General features: G+C 69.6%; 14 protein-coding genes and 1 riboswitch. Of the genes, 6 read left to right on the forward strand and 8 right to left on the reverse strand.

Annotated elements, in window-relative coordinates; genetic code table 11:
- Positions 1 to 41: 41 nt before the first annotated feature.
- From K7G59_RS24995 to K7G59_RS25030, 8 genes are all read right to left on the reverse strand, one after another.
- Positions 42 to 1,436: an ABC transporter ATP-binding protein gene (locus K7G59_RS24995; RefSeq protein WP_225837894.1), complete on the reverse strand. Its 1,395-nt coding sequence runs from the start codon at positions 1,434 to 1,436 to the stop codon at positions 42 to 44.
- Positions 1,433 to 2,524, reverse strand: coding sequence for an ABC transporter ATP-binding protein (locus K7G59_RS25000; protein ID WP_225837896.1), 1,092 nt, complete (start codon positions 2,522 to 2,524; stop codon positions 1,433 to 1,435). Before K7G59_RS25000 ends, K7G59_RS24995 begins: the two co-directional genes overlap by 4 nt.
- On the reverse strand, positions 2,521 to 3,528 hold the full coding sequence (locus tag K7G59_RS25005; protein WP_225837898.1) for an ABC transporter permease: 1,008 nt from the start codon (positions 3,526 to 3,528) through the stop codon (positions 2,521 to 2,523). The genes K7G59_RS25000 and K7G59_RS25005 overlap by 4 nt, the downstream gene beginning before the upstream one ends.
- A gap of 72 nt (positions 3,529 to 3,600) precedes the next feature.
- Positions 3,601 to 5,382, reverse strand: a complete 1,782-nt coding sequence (locus tag K7G59_RS25010) for an ABC transporter substrate-binding protein (protein WP_225837899.1) — start codon at positions 5,380 to 5,382, stop codon at positions 3,601 to 3,603.
- A gap of 36 nt (positions 5,383 to 5,418) precedes the next feature.
- Positions 5,419 to 6,417: an ABC transporter permease gene (locus tag K7G59_RS25015; protein ID WP_225837900.1), complete on the reverse strand. Its 999-nt coding sequence runs from the start codon at positions 6,415 to 6,417 to the stop codon at positions 5,419 to 5,421.
- Positions 6,418 to 6,747: 330 nt separating this feature from the next.
- Positions 6,748 to 7,506 (reverse strand): enhanced serine sensitivity protein SseB C-terminal domain-containing protein, encoded by a 759-nt coding sequence (locus K7G59_RS25020; RefSeq protein WP_225837987.1) that lies wholly within the window; start codon positions 7,504 to 7,506, stop codon positions 6,748 to 6,750.
- A 211-nt stretch (positions 7,507 to 7,717) separates the two neighbouring features.
- The gene (locus K7G59_RS25025) at positions 7,718 to 8,515 is read right to left on the reverse strand and encodes an enhanced serine sensitivity protein SseB (protein ID WP_225837901.1); all 798 of its coding nucleotides are present in this window, start codon (positions 8,513 to 8,515) and stop codon (positions 7,718 to 7,720) included.
- 65 nt (positions 8,516 to 8,580) lie between these two features.
- Positions 8,581 to 9,297: an AAA family ATPase gene (locus K7G59_RS25030; protein ID WP_225837902.1), complete on the reverse strand. Its 717-nt coding sequence runs from the start codon at positions 9,295 to 9,297 to the stop codon at positions 8,581 to 8,583.
- Positions 9,298 to 9,478: 181 nt separating this feature from the next.
- Positions 9,479 to 9,578: riboswitch (glycine riboswitch) on the forward strand.
- Positions 9,579 to 9,730: 152 nt separating this feature from the next.
- Here K7G59_RS25030 and gcvT point away from each other — a divergent pair.
- From gcvT to K7G59_RS25055, 6 genes are all read left to right on the forward strand, one after another.
- Positions 9,731 to 10,858: a glycine cleavage system aminomethyltransferase GcvT gene (gene gcvT, locus K7G59_RS25035; protein ID WP_225837903.1), complete on the forward strand. Its 1,128-nt coding sequence runs from the start codon at positions 9,731 to 9,733 to the stop codon at positions 10,856 to 10,858.
- Positions 10,859 to 10,999: 141 nt separating this feature from the next.
- Positions 11,000 to 11,377 carry a glycine cleavage system protein GcvH gene (gene gcvH, locus K7G59_RS25040; protein WP_225837904.1) on the forward strand — a complete coding sequence of 126 codons (378 nt, stop codon included), beginning with the start codon at positions 11,000 to 11,002 and terminating at the stop codon, positions 11,375 to 11,377.
- A 14-nt stretch (positions 11,378 to 11,391) separates the two neighbouring features.
- Positions 11,392 to 12,657, forward strand: a complete 1,266-nt coding sequence (gene glyA / locus K7G59_RS25045; RefSeq protein WP_225837905.1) for a serine hydroxymethyltransferase — start codon at positions 11,392 to 11,394, stop codon at positions 12,655 to 12,657.
- Positions 12,658 to 12,824: 167 nt separating this feature from the next.
- Entirely contained in the window at positions 12,825 to 14,192 is a 1,368-nt protein-coding gene (locus K7G59_RS25050; protein WP_225837906.1) for an L-serine ammonia-lyase, read from the forward strand.
- A gap of 87 nt (positions 14,193 to 14,279) precedes the next feature.
- Entirely contained in the window at positions 14,280 to 14,411 is a 132-nt protein-coding gene (locus K7G59_RS34770; RefSeq protein ID WP_263976732.1) for a hypothetical protein, read from the forward strand.
- A complete protein-coding gene (locus K7G59_RS25055; protein ID WP_225837908.1) occupies positions 14,408 to 14,656 on the forward strand; it encodes a hypothetical protein in 249 nt (82 codons plus the stop codon). The genes K7G59_RS34770 and K7G59_RS25055 overlap by 4 nt, the downstream gene beginning before the upstream one ends.
- Positions 14,657 to 14,737 lie beyond the last annotated feature (81 nt).

Raw genomic sequence — 14,737 nt, forward strand, 5'->3', positions numbered from 1 at the left:
CTTGCAAAGCCAGGCCCCTGGCGGCTATGGGCTACGGTGAGCTACTTCTCCGTGGGATCCTCCGCCGGGGCTTCCTCCGTGGCCGCCTCGCCCGCCGGGGCTTCCTCCGTGGCCGCCTCCGCCGAAGCCGTCTCCGCCTCGGGCTCCGCCTCCGCCTCGGACTCCGTCGCGGTCTCTGCCTCGGGCTCCGCCTCGGACTCCGTCGCGGTCTCTGCCGGAGCGGCCTCCGCCTCGGACTCCGTCGCGGTCTCCGCCGGAGCGGCCTCCGTGGCCGGCGTCTCCCCGTCCAGGACCGCGTCCGGGACCAGCTCCGAGGCCTCCTTCGCCGCCGACAGCAGGACGGTGTCCTGCGGGGCCTGGTCGGCGAAGTTCTCCGGGTGGTGGCAGGCGACCCGCTGGCCGGGCCTCAGCTCCAACAGCTGCGGCTCGGTCGTCTTGCAGATCTGCGTCGCCTTCCAGCACCGGGTGTGGAAGCGGCAGCCGGAGGGCGGGGCGATCGGCGACGGGACGTCCCCGCGGAGCAGGATGCGCTCGCTCTTCGCGCCCCGGCGCTTCGGGTCCGGAACCGGCACCGCCGACATCAGCGCCTTGGTGTACGGGTGCATCGGCGTCTCGTACAGCGAGGTGCGGTCGGCGAGTTCGACGATCTTGCCGAGGTACATCACCGCGATCCGGTCCGAGACGTGCCGGACGACCGAGAGGTCGTGCGCGATGATCACGTAGGTCAGGCCGAGTTCCTCCTGGAGGTCGTCCATGAGGTTCACGACCTGCGCCTGGATCGACACGTCCAGCGCGGACACCGGCTCGTCGGCGACCACCAGCTTCGGCTTCAGGGCGAGCGCGCGGGCGATGCCGATGCGCTGGCGCTGACCGCCGGAGAACTCGTGCGGGTACCGGTTGTAGTGCTCGGGGCTCAGACCGACCAGCTCCAGGAGGCGCTGCACCTCCTTCTTGACCCCGCCCTCGGGCTCCACGCCCTGCAGCCGGAAGGGCGCGGAGACGATCGAGCCGATGGTGTGCCGGGGGTTCAGGGAGCCGTACGGGTCCTGGAAGATCATCTGGATGTCGCGGCGCAGCGGGCGCATCTTGCCCGTGCTCAGCCGCGTGATGTCCTGGCCCTCGAAGGTGATCTTTCCACCGGTCGGGTCCTGCAGGCGGGTGATGACCCGGCCCATGGTCGACTTGCCGCAGCCCGACTCGCCGACCACGCCCAGGGTCTCGCCCTTGCGCACCTCGAAGTCGATGCCGTCGACGGCCTTCACGGCGCCGACCTGGCGCTGGAGGATGCCCTTCTTGATCGGGAAGTGCTTGGTCAGGTTCTCGACCCTGAGCAGCACCTCCCGGTCCTCCGACGACGCCGCATGCTGCGGAACCGCGGCCTCCTCGACAACGTCCGTGGCCTCGGGGACGGCGTCCGTCTTCTTCGTCTCACTCACAGCTTCGGCGCAATCTCTTCGGTCCAGATCCGCTCACGGTCCTCGGCCGACAGGTGGCAGGCGGACCAGTGCCCGGTGCTCACCATCTGCAGTTCGGGCCGCACCGTGCGGGTGACGTTCCCCTTGGGGAGGTCCGCGTACGGGCAGCGCGGGTGGAAGGCACAGCCCGAGGGGACGTTGATGAGGCTCGGCGGCTGACCCTTGACCGGGATGAGCCGTTCGGAGGTCTCACGGTCGATGCGGGGCATGGAGCCGAGCAGGCCCCAGGTGTACGGGTGCTGCGGCTTCTCGAAGACCTCGCCGGCCGAGCCGCGCTCCACGCACCGGCCGCCGTACATCACCAGCACGTCGTCGGCGATCTCGGCGACCACACCCAGGTCGTGGGTGATCATGATGACCGCGGAGCCGAACTCCTTCTGCAGGTCGCGGATCAGGTCGAGGATCTGCGCCTGGACGGTCACGTCGAGGGCCGTGGTCGGCTCGTCGGCGATGAGCAGCTCGGGGTTGTTGACCAGCGCCATGGCGATCATGGCTCGCTGGCGCATACCGCCGGAGAACTCGTGCGGGTAGCCGTCGACCCGCTTGGCCGGCTCGGGGATGCCGACGCGGTCGAGCATCTCGATGGCCCGCTTGCGGGCGACCTTCTTGCTGACGTCGTGGTGGACCCGGTAGGCCTCCACGATCTGGTCGCCGACCTTGTAGTACGGGTGCATCGCGGACAGCGGGTCCTGGAAGATCATCGACATCTCCCGGCCGCGGAGCTTGCGCACCTCGTCCGGGGAGGCGCCGACCAGTTCCTTGCCGGCCAGCCAGATCTCGCCGGACATCTGCACGTTCTTGCCGCGGGTGCCGAGCCGGTGCAGGCCCATGATGGCCTGCGAGGTGACCGACTTGCCGGATCCGGACTCCCCGACGACGGCGAGGGTCTTGCCCTTCTCCAGCGAGAAGCTGAGCCCGTCGACGGACTTGACCAGGCCGTCGTCGGTCGGGAAGTGCACCTTGAGGTCACGGACCTCCAGGAAGGCTTCGGGCGCCTTGCCGGTGGAGGGCTCCCCCACTGCGGCGCCGGTCTTGGAGAGTTCGGTCACGAGAGCCTCACCCGCGGGTCGGCGGCGGCGTAGAGCACGTCCACCACAAGATTTGCGATCACGACGAAGAGGGCGGCGAGCAGGGTCACGCCGAGGATGGGGGGCAGGTCGTTGTCGTCGATGGCCTGCACCGCGTACTGGCCGACACCGTGCAGGGAGAACACGGACTCGGTGATCACGGCGCCGCCGAGCAGCAGGCCGAGGTCCATGCCGAAGACCGTGATGATCGGGGTCAGCGCGGCCCGCAGACCGTGCCGGGTGACGACGGTGCGCTCCCGCAGGCCCTTGGCACGGGCGGTGCGGATGAAGTCCTCGCTCATCGTCTCCAGCATGCCCGAGCGGGTGAGCCGGGCGTAGATGGCGGAGTAGAGCAGGGCGAGCGAACACCACGCCGGTATGAGGGTGTTGGCCCACTGCGCGGGGTTCTCGGTGAACGGGACGTAGGTGCGGCCGAAGATGGCCCACTTGTAGGTGAAGAGCAGGATCGCCAGGTTGCCCGTGAAGAACATGGGCAGCGAGACACCGGCGAGCGCGACGCCCATGAAGGTGCGGTCGAAGATCGAGCGCGGCTTCAGCGCGGAGACGACACCGATGACCACACCCGACACCAGCCACAGCACCGCGGCACCGATGGCCAGCGACAGCGTCACCGGAAGGCGCGAGGTCAGCTGCGGCCAGACCGCTTCGTGGGTCTTGAAGGAGTAGCCGAAGCAGGGTGCGTTGCAGTGCACCTTGGAGGGGCCGACGTTGTAGTCGGCGCCGGCCACGATCCCCTTCACGAAGTGCCAGTACTGCGTGTAGACGGGCTGGTCCAGGCCGAGGTTGTGCTTGACCGCGGCGATGTCTGCCTTCGAGGGGCTCTTGCCGATGTACTGCTGCGCCAGCTGGTCCGCCGTCTGGCCGGCGAGTCGCGGCAGCAGGAAGAAGATGGCGAAGGTGACCGCGGTGACGACCAGCAGCAGGATCACTGCCGCGAACGTCCGGCGGAGGATGTACGAGATCACGGGGACCGGCGCTGGTGCCCGCGGGCCGCGAAGCCCGCGGGCACCAATGCCTTCACCTGCCTTCCGGGGCTGCTACTTCTTCGTGGTGCCGAGGTTGAGGTAGTCGTACTCACCGCTGAAGGCGGCCGTGGAGACCACGTTGGTGGCGTACGGCGAGCGGTACAGCAGGACCTTGAAGTAGGTCAGCGGGACCAGGACGGCGTCATCCATCGTCTGCTTGTCGATCTGCCCGTACAGCTCGTTGCGCTTGGCCGGGTCCTCGGTCGCGATCGCCGAGTCGAGCAGGCCGTTGACCTTCTTGTTGTCGTACTGCGACAGGTTGGTGTTGCCGGACTGGCTGATCGCCTTGCCGTTCAGGATCTGCTGCAGGAAACCGTAGCCGGACGGCCAGTCGGCACCCCACTGCATCATCATCAGGCCGATGTTCTGCTTCTCGGTGAACTTCGGCACACCCGCGTAGTCGGTGAAGTACTTACCGGACGGGTACTGCTTCAGGCTGGCGTTGATGCCGACCTTCTTCAGCGAGTTGATGATCGCCGTGGCGGCGTCGACCTCCTGCGGACGGTCCGAACGCGCCGAGATGTTGGTCGAGATCGAGGACTTGCCGCAGGCCTTCAGCTGCGCCTTGGCCTTGGCGATGTCGCCCTTGTTGCCGGGAGTCGCGTAGACGTCCGTCTTCTGGTAGCCGGTGATGTCCGGCGGCAGGACGGTGGTGGCGACCTCACCGCGGATCGGGCCGCCCTCGGCGGTCTGCACGGAGACCTTGTCGATGGCGTACTGGACCGCCTTGCGGCAGGCCACGTTGTCGAACGGCTTCACCTGGGAGTTGATCGCCATGTAGACCAGGCGACCGGCGTAGGTGTTGTCGGTCGCGGCCTTGCCGTCCGCCGAGTTGATCAGCTGGGCCTGGGTGGAGGCCTGGACGCCGGAGCCCGCGAGGTCGACGGTGGCGTCGCCGGACTGCAGGTCCTTGTCGATCGTCTCCGGGTTGACCTTCAGGTTGACGACGATCTTGTCCGGCAGCTGCTTGCGCAGCGGGTCGGTCTTCGGGTCCCAGTTCTTGTTGCGGACGAGGACGACCTGCTTGCCCTCCTCGTAGCTCTGGAACTGGTACGAGCCGGAGGACACGATGTGCTTGACGTAGTCGACGCCGTCGTCCTTGGCCTGCGGCACCGGAGCGGTCTGCGGCGCGGAGACCAGGTAGTCGAACTCCTGGAAGGCGCGGTTCAGGTGGAAGACGATCGTGGTGTCGTCGGGCGTCTCGATGGAGGACAGGCCCTTGGCGCTCTTGTCCTTGTACGGGCCCTTGTACTTGTCGCCGCCCTTCATGAACTGCTGGAAGTAGTTCGGGCCGAGCGAGAGCACGTCACGCGCGAAGTTGGACCGCTCGACGGCGTACTTGACGTCCTTCGAGGTGATCGGCGTGCCGTCCTGGTACTTCAGGCCCGGACGCAGCTTGTACGTCCAGGTCTTGCCGCCGTCGCTCGGAACGCCCTTGCTCGCGGCGAGGTCCGGGACGAGGGTGTTGCCCTTCTCGCCGGGGCCGGGGGCGAACGTCATCAGCGGGCGGGCGTAGAGCCGGCTGAAGTTGTACATGTACGCGTAGTACGTGTTGCCCGGGTCGAACGAGTCCGGGACGTCCGACATCTCGTAGGTGACCGTGCCACCCTTCTTGTCGGACGCGTTGACGACACCCGTGGTGGCCGCGTTGGCGCCGGCCGCCTTCGGAGTGCCGCTGCCGCCGTCCTTGTTGTCGTCGGCCTTGCTGCAGCCTGCAAGCAACAGGCTGGCGGAGCCGATAGCCGCGACCGCGGCCAGCGCTGACCTTCGCATGATGGTCTGCTTCCCCTCCATTGATCGGAAACTTGATGGACTCTCGGGGTGTGCGGCCTAGCGGCTGCGGGGGTCGAGAGCGTCGCGGAGACCGTCGCCGAGCAGATTGAACGCCAGGACGGTGATGAAGATGGCGAGGCCCGGCACGATCATGTACTGGGGATCGACCTGGTAGTAGGTGACGGCTTCCCGGAGCATGCCGCCCCAGGAGGCCTGCGGCGGCTGGATGCCCACACCCAGGAAGCTCAGGGAAGCCTCGAAGAGGATGTTGGTCGGGATGAGCAGCGTCGAGTAGACGATGATCGGGCCGACCAGGTTGGGCATCAGCTCACGGAAGAGGATGTACGGGGCCTTGGCGCCCAGGCCCCGGGAAGCGTCCACGAACTCGCGCTCCCGCAGGGCGAGCGTCTGACCTCGCACGATGCGGCCCAGGTAGGGCCAGTTGAAGAAGCCGATGACGAAGATCAGCACGCTCAGGTGCAGCGGCAGACCGTTGAGGCCGAAGGCACCGCCCTGCAGCGTCGCCGAGATGGCGATCGCGAAGAGCAGCAGGGGGAAGGCGAGGAAGACGTCCATCAGCCGGCTGATGATGGAGTCGACCCGGCCACCGTAGTAGCCGGCGACGACACCCATGACCGCGCCGATCACGTTGGACAGGACCGTCGCGCCGAAGGCGACCACCAGCGACACCCAGGAGCCCTCCAGGATGCGGGTGGCGATGTCGCGGCCGAACTTCGGGTCCACGCCCAGCGGGTGATCCACGCTCATGCCGCCCCAGCCGCCCTTGGGCAGTGAGGTGTTGGCGTCGATCAGGTCCTGGTGGAAGGCGTTCGGGTCCAGGCCGAACATGGCCTGGATGGGGCGCGAGAGGATCGCGAGGAGGATCAGCAGGATCACGATGACGCCGCCGACGACTGCGACTCTGTCCCTCTTGAACCGGGACCAGGCGATCTGACCCAGGGAACGACCCTCGATCTGCCCCTTACCGGCACCCTCCAGCACGGCCTCCGGCTGGGCCTCGGCTGATGCCCCGGTGGTCTCGATCGGTGCGGTCACGGTGAGCGACCCCTCTCGCCGGTGGTGACCGGCCTGCGCCTGCCGCGGATTGCGGCTTTGTCGACTTGCCATCACGAGGCCTCGACCTCGTGTCTTGAGTGGGGAGTCTTCAACGTGGTCACGATCACCCGCCAGAGCCGACGGTGAAAGTATGCGCAACCGTGATGCAGTGCAGGGGATTCCGTTATCCGAACAGCGGATAACGACGGCCGAACGCAAGGAAGTTGGGACACAGTGGGGGCAGAACGACTATTTTGCCCGGATCGGATCGATCCGACACTGTCTACCCGCGCAGAAGCACGGCGATGACGTAAATTCTGTGGTTCTGCGTCAGTAGCTGCTGTGGGCGGGCGGGTAGCCGTACCCGGCCGCCGGGGCCTGCGGCTGGGCCGCCGCGTGGGCATCGCGGTCGTAGAACGGGCGGGCGTTGGCCCGCATCCACATCACGACCGGATCGTGGTCGTCGGTCATCGCCACCGTGGACACGGGCAGCCCCTCCGGGACCGCACCGACGGACTGCTGCATCATCGCGCGCACCGAGTCGACGGCGGCCGGCGAGGTGTCGTACACGTCCAGACCGACGACGAGGTACGGCGCCCCGAGCGCGGGCTGCACCCAGGCCCGGCGCAGCGAGCGCAGCGCCGGGGTGCGGTGGGCGTTCTGCGCGAGCAGCGCGTAGAACTGCGGGATCTCGATGGCGGGTTCCGACAGCCGGAGCGGGCCGGCGGGCTGACGGTCGAGACCGGTGGCGATCCGGCGCAGGTCCAGCCAGGGGATGCCGACACCGCCGCCCGGGGCGTGCGGGTTGAGCCACAGGCCGTAGTGGTCGGGATAGAGGGTGCGGGCCACGTCCAGGCCGTCGATCACCTCGTAGGAGCGGTTCCAGCCGCTGGCCGACAGTTCCTGGGCGGAGGTGACGCAAGGGGCGTAGTGGAAGCCGTCGACCTCCATGTCGCCGTACTGGGCGTCCGGTGAGCCTGCCTGGCCGTGCCACAGCAGCATCCAGACCTGACCGGAGGAGGGGGTGGCGAGGGCGCGCAGCAGTGCCTCGTAGGCGTCGTAGCGCCCGGGGGTGACCTGGCGCAGCATCTGCGCCAGGTCGCTGCCACTGTGGCTCGCGCTCACCTGTCGTACCGGCCCTTCTCTCCTTGCCCCATGTTCGGACACAGCTTAAGCGCCCAGCGGCTCGGGGCCTCGGGGTTCGTCGGCGAGTGCGGGTGCTCGTGGGTTTCTCGCGCCCTGCGGCGCAGCCGCTGCCGGACACGGCCCCGCACCCGTGGGGTGCCGCCCCCGGGGCCGGCTAGTGGCCGTGCTCGTAGAAGGGTCGGACGTTCGTCCTGAGCCAGTCGCCCACCGGGTCCTCGGCCACGTCGAGCAGGACGAGGTTGACCGGCCACGGAACGGGGGCCTTGCCGAGGGCGCGGCCCAGGGCGTCCAGGGGGCGGGCTCTCAGGTCGCCCTCCCACTGGGAGAGTTCCACGCCGACGAACATCACCGGGTCGGCCGTCTCGATGGCGGCCAGGCAGCGGCGGGCGGTGAGGACCACGCCCGTCGTGGCGAACTCGGCGGAGGCGGCGGAGAGGAAGTCGATCGGGTCGTCCTGCCAGTCGGGCTCGAAGAGACGGACCCGGCCGCCGGTGCTGGGCCCGTCCAGCGGGGTGCGGCCCGCGCGGCAGAGATCGGCGACCGCGTCCGGCGGGAGCGGGACGCCGACCACACCGCCGGGATTGACGGCCATCCCCGCCTGCGGGGGCAGGCCGCGGGCGAACTCGACGGCCGGGGCGACGGTGTACGACATGTGCGCGCCGACCACCTGGCGGAACTGCTCCTCGGAGCTGAACACCGGGACGAAGACCTGGCCGTCGATCTCCAGCGTGGGCAGGTCCAGGGGGCCGCTGTCCGGGCCGCCGCCATTGGGCAGCGGGATCCAGACGAAGCTGCGGCCCAGCACCTCGATGATCCGGCCGGCCGCGGAGGGCACGCCGAGCGAGGCCGACAGCACCTCCTCCAGTTCGTTGCCGGGCCAACCGCCGTGCGGGTGGGGGTGCGCCTGTGCCTGTGCCGGGAAGTCCGCGGGAACGTCCGCCGGGAAGTCCATGTGCCTACCGCCTGCTGGGAACCACTGCTGTGGCCCACAGGCTAGCGGGTGCCGGTGACAGACCCTCACCGCGCGAAATAGATCCGCTCCAGGGCGTCCGCCGCCTCCCGGTCCAGCAGGAGCGCCGAGCCGCAGCCGCCGGGCAGTTCACCGCGCTCCACCGCGCCGAGCAACCGGGCCGTCGTACGGCGGTGGCGGCGGAAGGCGTACCGGGAGACGCCCCGGCCGCGCTCGCGCTGGCCCGCGCGGGCCGTGTCCGGGGTGACGTCGAGGACGAGCAGGTGCAGGGTGCCGCCACGGCGGCGGGCGGCGCGGGCCAGCCAGCCGCGCACCCAGGGCTGGGTGCCGCAGTCGTGCACGACGACTCCCTCGCCGGTCCCGAGGGCATGCCGCAGGACGCCGTAGTGGGCGAGGCGGACCAGGGGGCGGTAGAGGGCGTAGGGCAGGACGCGGGGCAGGCGGGCGGCCCAGCGCTCGCGGGTGTCCTGGGAGTCGACGCGGCGGCCGGGGACCGCACGGTGCATGAGGGTGGACTTGCCGCTGCCGGGCAGGCCGGTGATCACGACCAGGTCGTCGCGGCCGAAGGTCAGGGTCCGGGGGCTGCGGCCGGCGCGCCCGCGCAGGTCGCGCACGACCGGGGCGGGCCGCCCGGCGGTACGGGCGGCGCGGCGCCCCGCGAGACGCAGCCCGGCGAGACGGCGCTCGCGGGCCGGGCCGGAGGGCTGCCGGGGTACCGCGATGCCGCCGGTGGTGGCGTAGGCCGTCGTCCTGTTCACCGTCATCGTCCTCCCCTGCGGCTCGGAGATCCCGTTCCGGTCTCCCTGCCCCCCGTGTGTAAAGGGAAGGTAATGCGCGGTGTCCGGCGGTTCGGTGCCCGTACTGCCACAGGTCGGTTACAGGTGGGGCCTGACGAGCGGCGTCCACGCGTGCAATGATGTGCCCGCCAACTGCATACCGGCCGCTTGAATCCGCGCGGGAGAGTCCCCAGCAGTCGTCTCGCTGGGGCGCCGAAGGAGCAAGTCCCTCCCTTGAATCTCTCAGGCCCCGTTACCGCGCGGGCGAGGCACATCTGAAAAGCGGGCCGCTGCGACAGTGGCTCCACCCAAGGTGCAAGCCGTGATCGTCCCCTTGGCGGTCGTGGCGAACCTCTCAGGTTCCGATGACAGATGGGGAGGAACGTTCCTCGCCATGCCTGCCCTGGGAGACGACCGACCGATGAGCAGTACCGAACCCACTGGACTCCGCCACACCGCGCTGGACGCGGTGCACCGTTCGCTCGGTGCGACGATGACCGACTTCGCCGGCTGGGACATGCCGCTGCGCTACGGCTCCGAGCGCGACGAGCACAACGCGGTCCGGACCAAGGCCGGGCTCTTCGACCTCTCGCACATGGGCGAGATCACGGTGACCGGCGCCGATGCGGCGGCCTTCCTGAACCACGCCTTGGTCGGCAACATCGCCTCCGTCGGTGTCGGCCGCGCCCGCTACACCATGATCTGCCAGGCCGACGGCGGCATCCTGGACGACCTGATCGTCTACCGGCTCGCCGAGACCGAGTACATGGTCGTGGCCAACGCCTCCAACGCCCAGGTCGTGCTGGACGCGCTGACCGAGCGGGTCGACGGCTTCGACGCCGAGGTGCGCGACGACCGGGACGCGTACGCGCTGATCGCGGTCCAGGGCCCGGAGTCCCCCGGCATCCTGAAGTCGCTCACGGACGCCGACCTGGACGGTCTGAAGTACTACGCGGGCCTGCCCGGCACGGTCGCCGGCGTCCCCGCCCTGATCGCGCGCACCGGCTACACCGGCGAGGACGGCTTCGAGCTGTTCGTGAAGCCGGAGCACGCCGTGGAGCTGTGGCAGGCGCTGACCAAGGCGGGCGAGGGCGTCGGCCTGGTCCCGTGCGGCCTGTCCTGCCGGGACACGCTGCGCCTGGAGGCGGGCATGCCGCTGTACGGGCACGAGCTGAGCACCTCGCTGACCCCCTTCGACGCCGGTCTCGGCCGTGTGGTCAAGTTCGAGAAGGAGGGCGACTTCGTGGGCCGCGCGGCGCTCACGCAGGCCGCTGCCCGTGCCGAGCAGAACCCGCCGCGTGTGCTGGTCGGTCTGATCGCCGAGGGCCGCCGGGTGCCGCGCGCCGGGTTCTCCGTCGTCGCCGGCGGCGAGGTGATCGGCGAGGTCACCTCGGGCGCCCCCTCCCCCACGCTGGGCAAGCCGATCGCCATGGCGTACGTCGACGCGGCGTACGCGGCGCCGGGCACCGAGGGAGTCGGCGTCGACATCCGAGGCAGCCACGAGCCGTACGAGGTCGTGGCGCTGCCGTTCTACAAGCGCCAGAAGTAGGCACTGAGCGCGGTCCGTCCCCCGGCGTGACGCCGTCGGCGTGCCGCCGTGGCGTGATACCGCGCACATTTCGCCTGCTCATCAGCGGTTCCAGCAGTCCCCACTCACCAGCACACTCCCGCGTACAGGAGAATTCAGACCATGAGCAACCCCCAGCAGCTGCGTTACAGCAAGGAGCACGAGTGGCTGTCGGACGCCGAGGACGGCGTGTCGACGGTCGGCATCACGGAGCACGCGGCCAACGCGCTCGGCGACGTCGTCTTCGTCCAGCTCCCGGAGGTCGGTGACACCGTGACCGCGGGCGAGGAGTGCGGCGAGCTCGAGTCGACCAAGTCGGTCAGCGAGCTGTACTCGCCGGTCTCCGGTGAGATCACCGAGATCAACCAGGACGTCGTGGACGAGCCGGGCCTGGTCAACTCCGCCCCCTTCGAGGGCGGCTGGCTGTTCAAGGTGCGCGTCACCGACGAGCCGGCCGACCTGCTCTCCGCCGACGAGTACACCGCCTACACCGCCGGCTGAGGAGTCGTACCCGGATGACCGTACTGAACACGCCCCTGCACGAGCTGGACCCGGAGATCGCCGCCGCGGTCGACGCCGAGCTCGGCCGCCAGCAGTCCACGCTGGAGATGATCGCCTCCGAGAACTTCGCGCCGCTCGCGGTGATGGAGGCGCAGGGCTCGGTGCTGACCAACAAGTACGCCGAGGGCTACCCGGGCCGCCGCTACTACGGCGGCTGCGAGCACGTCGACGTCGCCGAGCAGATCGCCATCGACCGGATCAAGGAGCTGTTCGGCGCCGAGTACGCCAACGTGCAGCCCCACTCCGGTGCCTCCGCCAACCAGGCGGCGCTGTTCGCGCTGGCCCAGCCCGGGGACACCATCCTCGGCCTGGACCTCGCGCACGGCGGCCACCTGACGCACGGCATGCGGCTGAACTTCTCCGGCAAGCAGTTCAACGTGGTCGCCTACCACGTGGACGTCGAGACCGGCCTGGTCGACATGGCCGAGGTCGAGCGGCTCGCCAAGGAGCACCGCCCGAAGGTGATCATCGCTGGCTGGTCGGCGTACCCGCGCCAGCTGGACTTCGCCGAGTTCCGCCGGATCGCGGACGAGGTCGAGGCCTACCTGTGGGTCGACATGGCGCACTTCGCGGGCCTGGTCGCGGCGGGTCTGCACCCGAACCCGGTCGAGTACGCGGACGTGGTGACCTCCACCACGCACAAGACGCTCGGCGGCCCGCGCGGCGGCATCATCCTCGCGAAGAAGGACTTCGCGAAGAAGCTGAACTCGTCCGTGTTCCCGGGCTTCCAGGGTGGTCCCCTGGAGCACGTGATCGCGGCCAAGGCGGTCTCCTTCAAGGTCGCCGCCTCGGAGGACTTCAAGGAGCGCCAGCGCCGTACGGTCGAGGGTGCGAGGATCCTCGCCGAGCGCCTGACGGCCGCCGACGCCCGCGAGGCCGGCGTGAACGTCCTGTCCGGCGGCACGGACGTGCACCTGATCCTGGTCGACCTGCGCGCGTCCGAGCTGGACGGCCAGCAGGCCGAGGACCGCCTCCACGAGGTCGGCATCACGGTCAACCGCAACGCCGTCCCGAACGACCCGCGTCCGCCGATGGTCACCTCGGGTCTGCGGATCGGCACGCCCGCCCTCGCCACCCGCGGCTTCACGGCCGAGGACTTCGCCGAGGTCGCGGACGTGATCGCCGAGGCCCTGAAGCCGTCGTACGACGCGGAGGCCCTGAAGGCGCGCGTGAAGGCGCTCGCCGACAAGCACCCGCTGTACCCGGGCCTGAACAAGTAAGTCACCTCTGTGCGGAAACCGCGCACACTGGAAGAACACGTGTCCGGTGTGCGCGGTGCTCCGCGCCCCCTCCCGGCAGCACCCCTGCCCCTGTGTCACCCCGGTACCTCTGCACCACCCCTGCAGCCCGGCATCACCCTGCACCACCCCCCATTGAGGAGTTCCCCGTGGCCATCTCGGTCTTCGACCTGTTCTCGATCGGCATCGGCCCGTCCAGCTCCCACACGGTCGGCCCGATGCGCGCGGCCCGGATGTTCGCCCGTCGGCTGCGCAACGAGGACCTGCTCGGCTCGGTCGCGAACCTGCGCTGCGAGCTGTACGGCTCGCTCGGCGCGACCGGTCACGGCCACGGCACCCCGAAGGCGGTCCTGCTCGGCCTGGAGGGCGCCTCGCCGCGCACGGTGGACGTGGAGACGGCGGACGAGCGGGTGGAGGCGATCAAGGCGGCGGGCCGTCTGAAGGTGCTCGGCGAGCACGAGATCCCGTTCTCCTTCGACGACGACCTGGTCCTGCACCGCCGCAAGGCGCTGCCGTACCACGCCAACGGCATGACGATCTGGGCGTACGACAGCGCGGGCGCCGAGATCCTGTCGAAGACGTACTACTCGGTCGGCGGCGGGTTCGTCGTGGACGAGGACGCGGTGGGCGAGGACCGCATCAAGCTGGACGACACGGTCCTGAAGTACCCCTTCCGCACCGGCGACGAACTCCTGCGCCTGACGAAGGAGACGGGCCTGTCGATCTCCTCGCTGATGCTGGAGAACGAGCGTGCCTGGCGCACGGAGGAGGAGATCCGCTCGGGCCTGCTGGACATCTGGCAGGTGATGCGGGCGTGCGTCTCGCGCGGCATGTCCCGCGAGGGCATCCTGCCCGGCGGCCTCAAGGTCCGCCGCCGCGCCGCGGTGTCGGCCCGCCAGTTGCGCGCGGAGGGCGACCCGCTGGCGCACGCGATGGAGTGGATCACGCTCTACGCGATGGCCGTGAACGAGGAGAACGCGGCGGGCGGCCGGGTGGTCACGGCCCCGACGAACGGCGCGGCCGGCATCATCCCGGCGGTCCTGCACTACTACATCAACTTCGTGCCGGGCGCCGACGAGGACGGCGTGGTCCGCTTCCTGCTGGCCGCGGGCGCGATCGGCATGCTCTTCAAGGAGAACGCGTCCATCTCCGGCGCCGAGGTCGGCTGCCAGGGCGAGGTCGGCTCCGCCTGCTCCATGGCGGCGGGCGCGCTGGCGGAGGTGCTCGGCGGCTCCCCCGAGCAGGTGGAGAACGCGGCCGAGATCGGCATGGAGCACAACCTGGGCCTGACCTGCGACCCGGTCGGTGGCCTGGTCCAGATCCCCTGCATCGAGCGCAACGGCATGGCCGCGGTGAAGGCGGTCACGGCCGCGAAGATGGCGATGCGCGGCGACGGCTCCCACAAGGTCTCCCTGGACAAGGTCATCAAGACCATGAAGGAGACCGGAGCGGACATGTCCGTGAAGTACAAGGAGACGGCCCGGGGCGGGCTCGCGGTGAACATCATCGAGTGCTGACGGAACAGGCCCTGACCAGCGCGTTCGCATCTTTCAGCGCTGTCAGGGCCTTCCTCCGCCTACGTCGAAGCCCTCATCCAGCGCCAGTTGGAACGCGAGCGGCTGCGCGAACTCATCGAGGACGCCGAAACCGAACACGGCCCCGTCGACCAGGCTGCCGTCGAGGCCAAGCGAGCCCTCCTGCGCGGCGACGCGGCCGATTCGGCGGACACCGCGTGAGCGGCACCCTCGTCCTGGACTGCGAAGGCCTGTCCAAACTCGTACGACGCTCCCCCGAACTCACCGAGTGGCTGGCCCGAGGCCGAGGACATCCGCGTCGCCACCAGCTGGCGCACGCCGCGGCCGAGGGAGCTGCCGAGCACCTCCGCCAGCGCGCCCGCCTATCGTGGCCGCCGATCCTGACTTCAGACCCGGAGGATCTCCTCATGCTGTGCGGCACCGGCACCCGAGTGATCAAGGTCTGAGCCGATGTGGAGAGGCCGCTTCCCGGCCACCACGAAGTGGGCACCGAGCTCCGCCCCCGAAAGGTCCCGGGCCCCATGCAT

The organism is Streptomyces sp. NK08204, assembly GCF_020400585.1.
GTDB lineage: Bacteria > Actinomycetota > Actinomycetes > Streptomycetales > Streptomycetaceae > Streptomyces.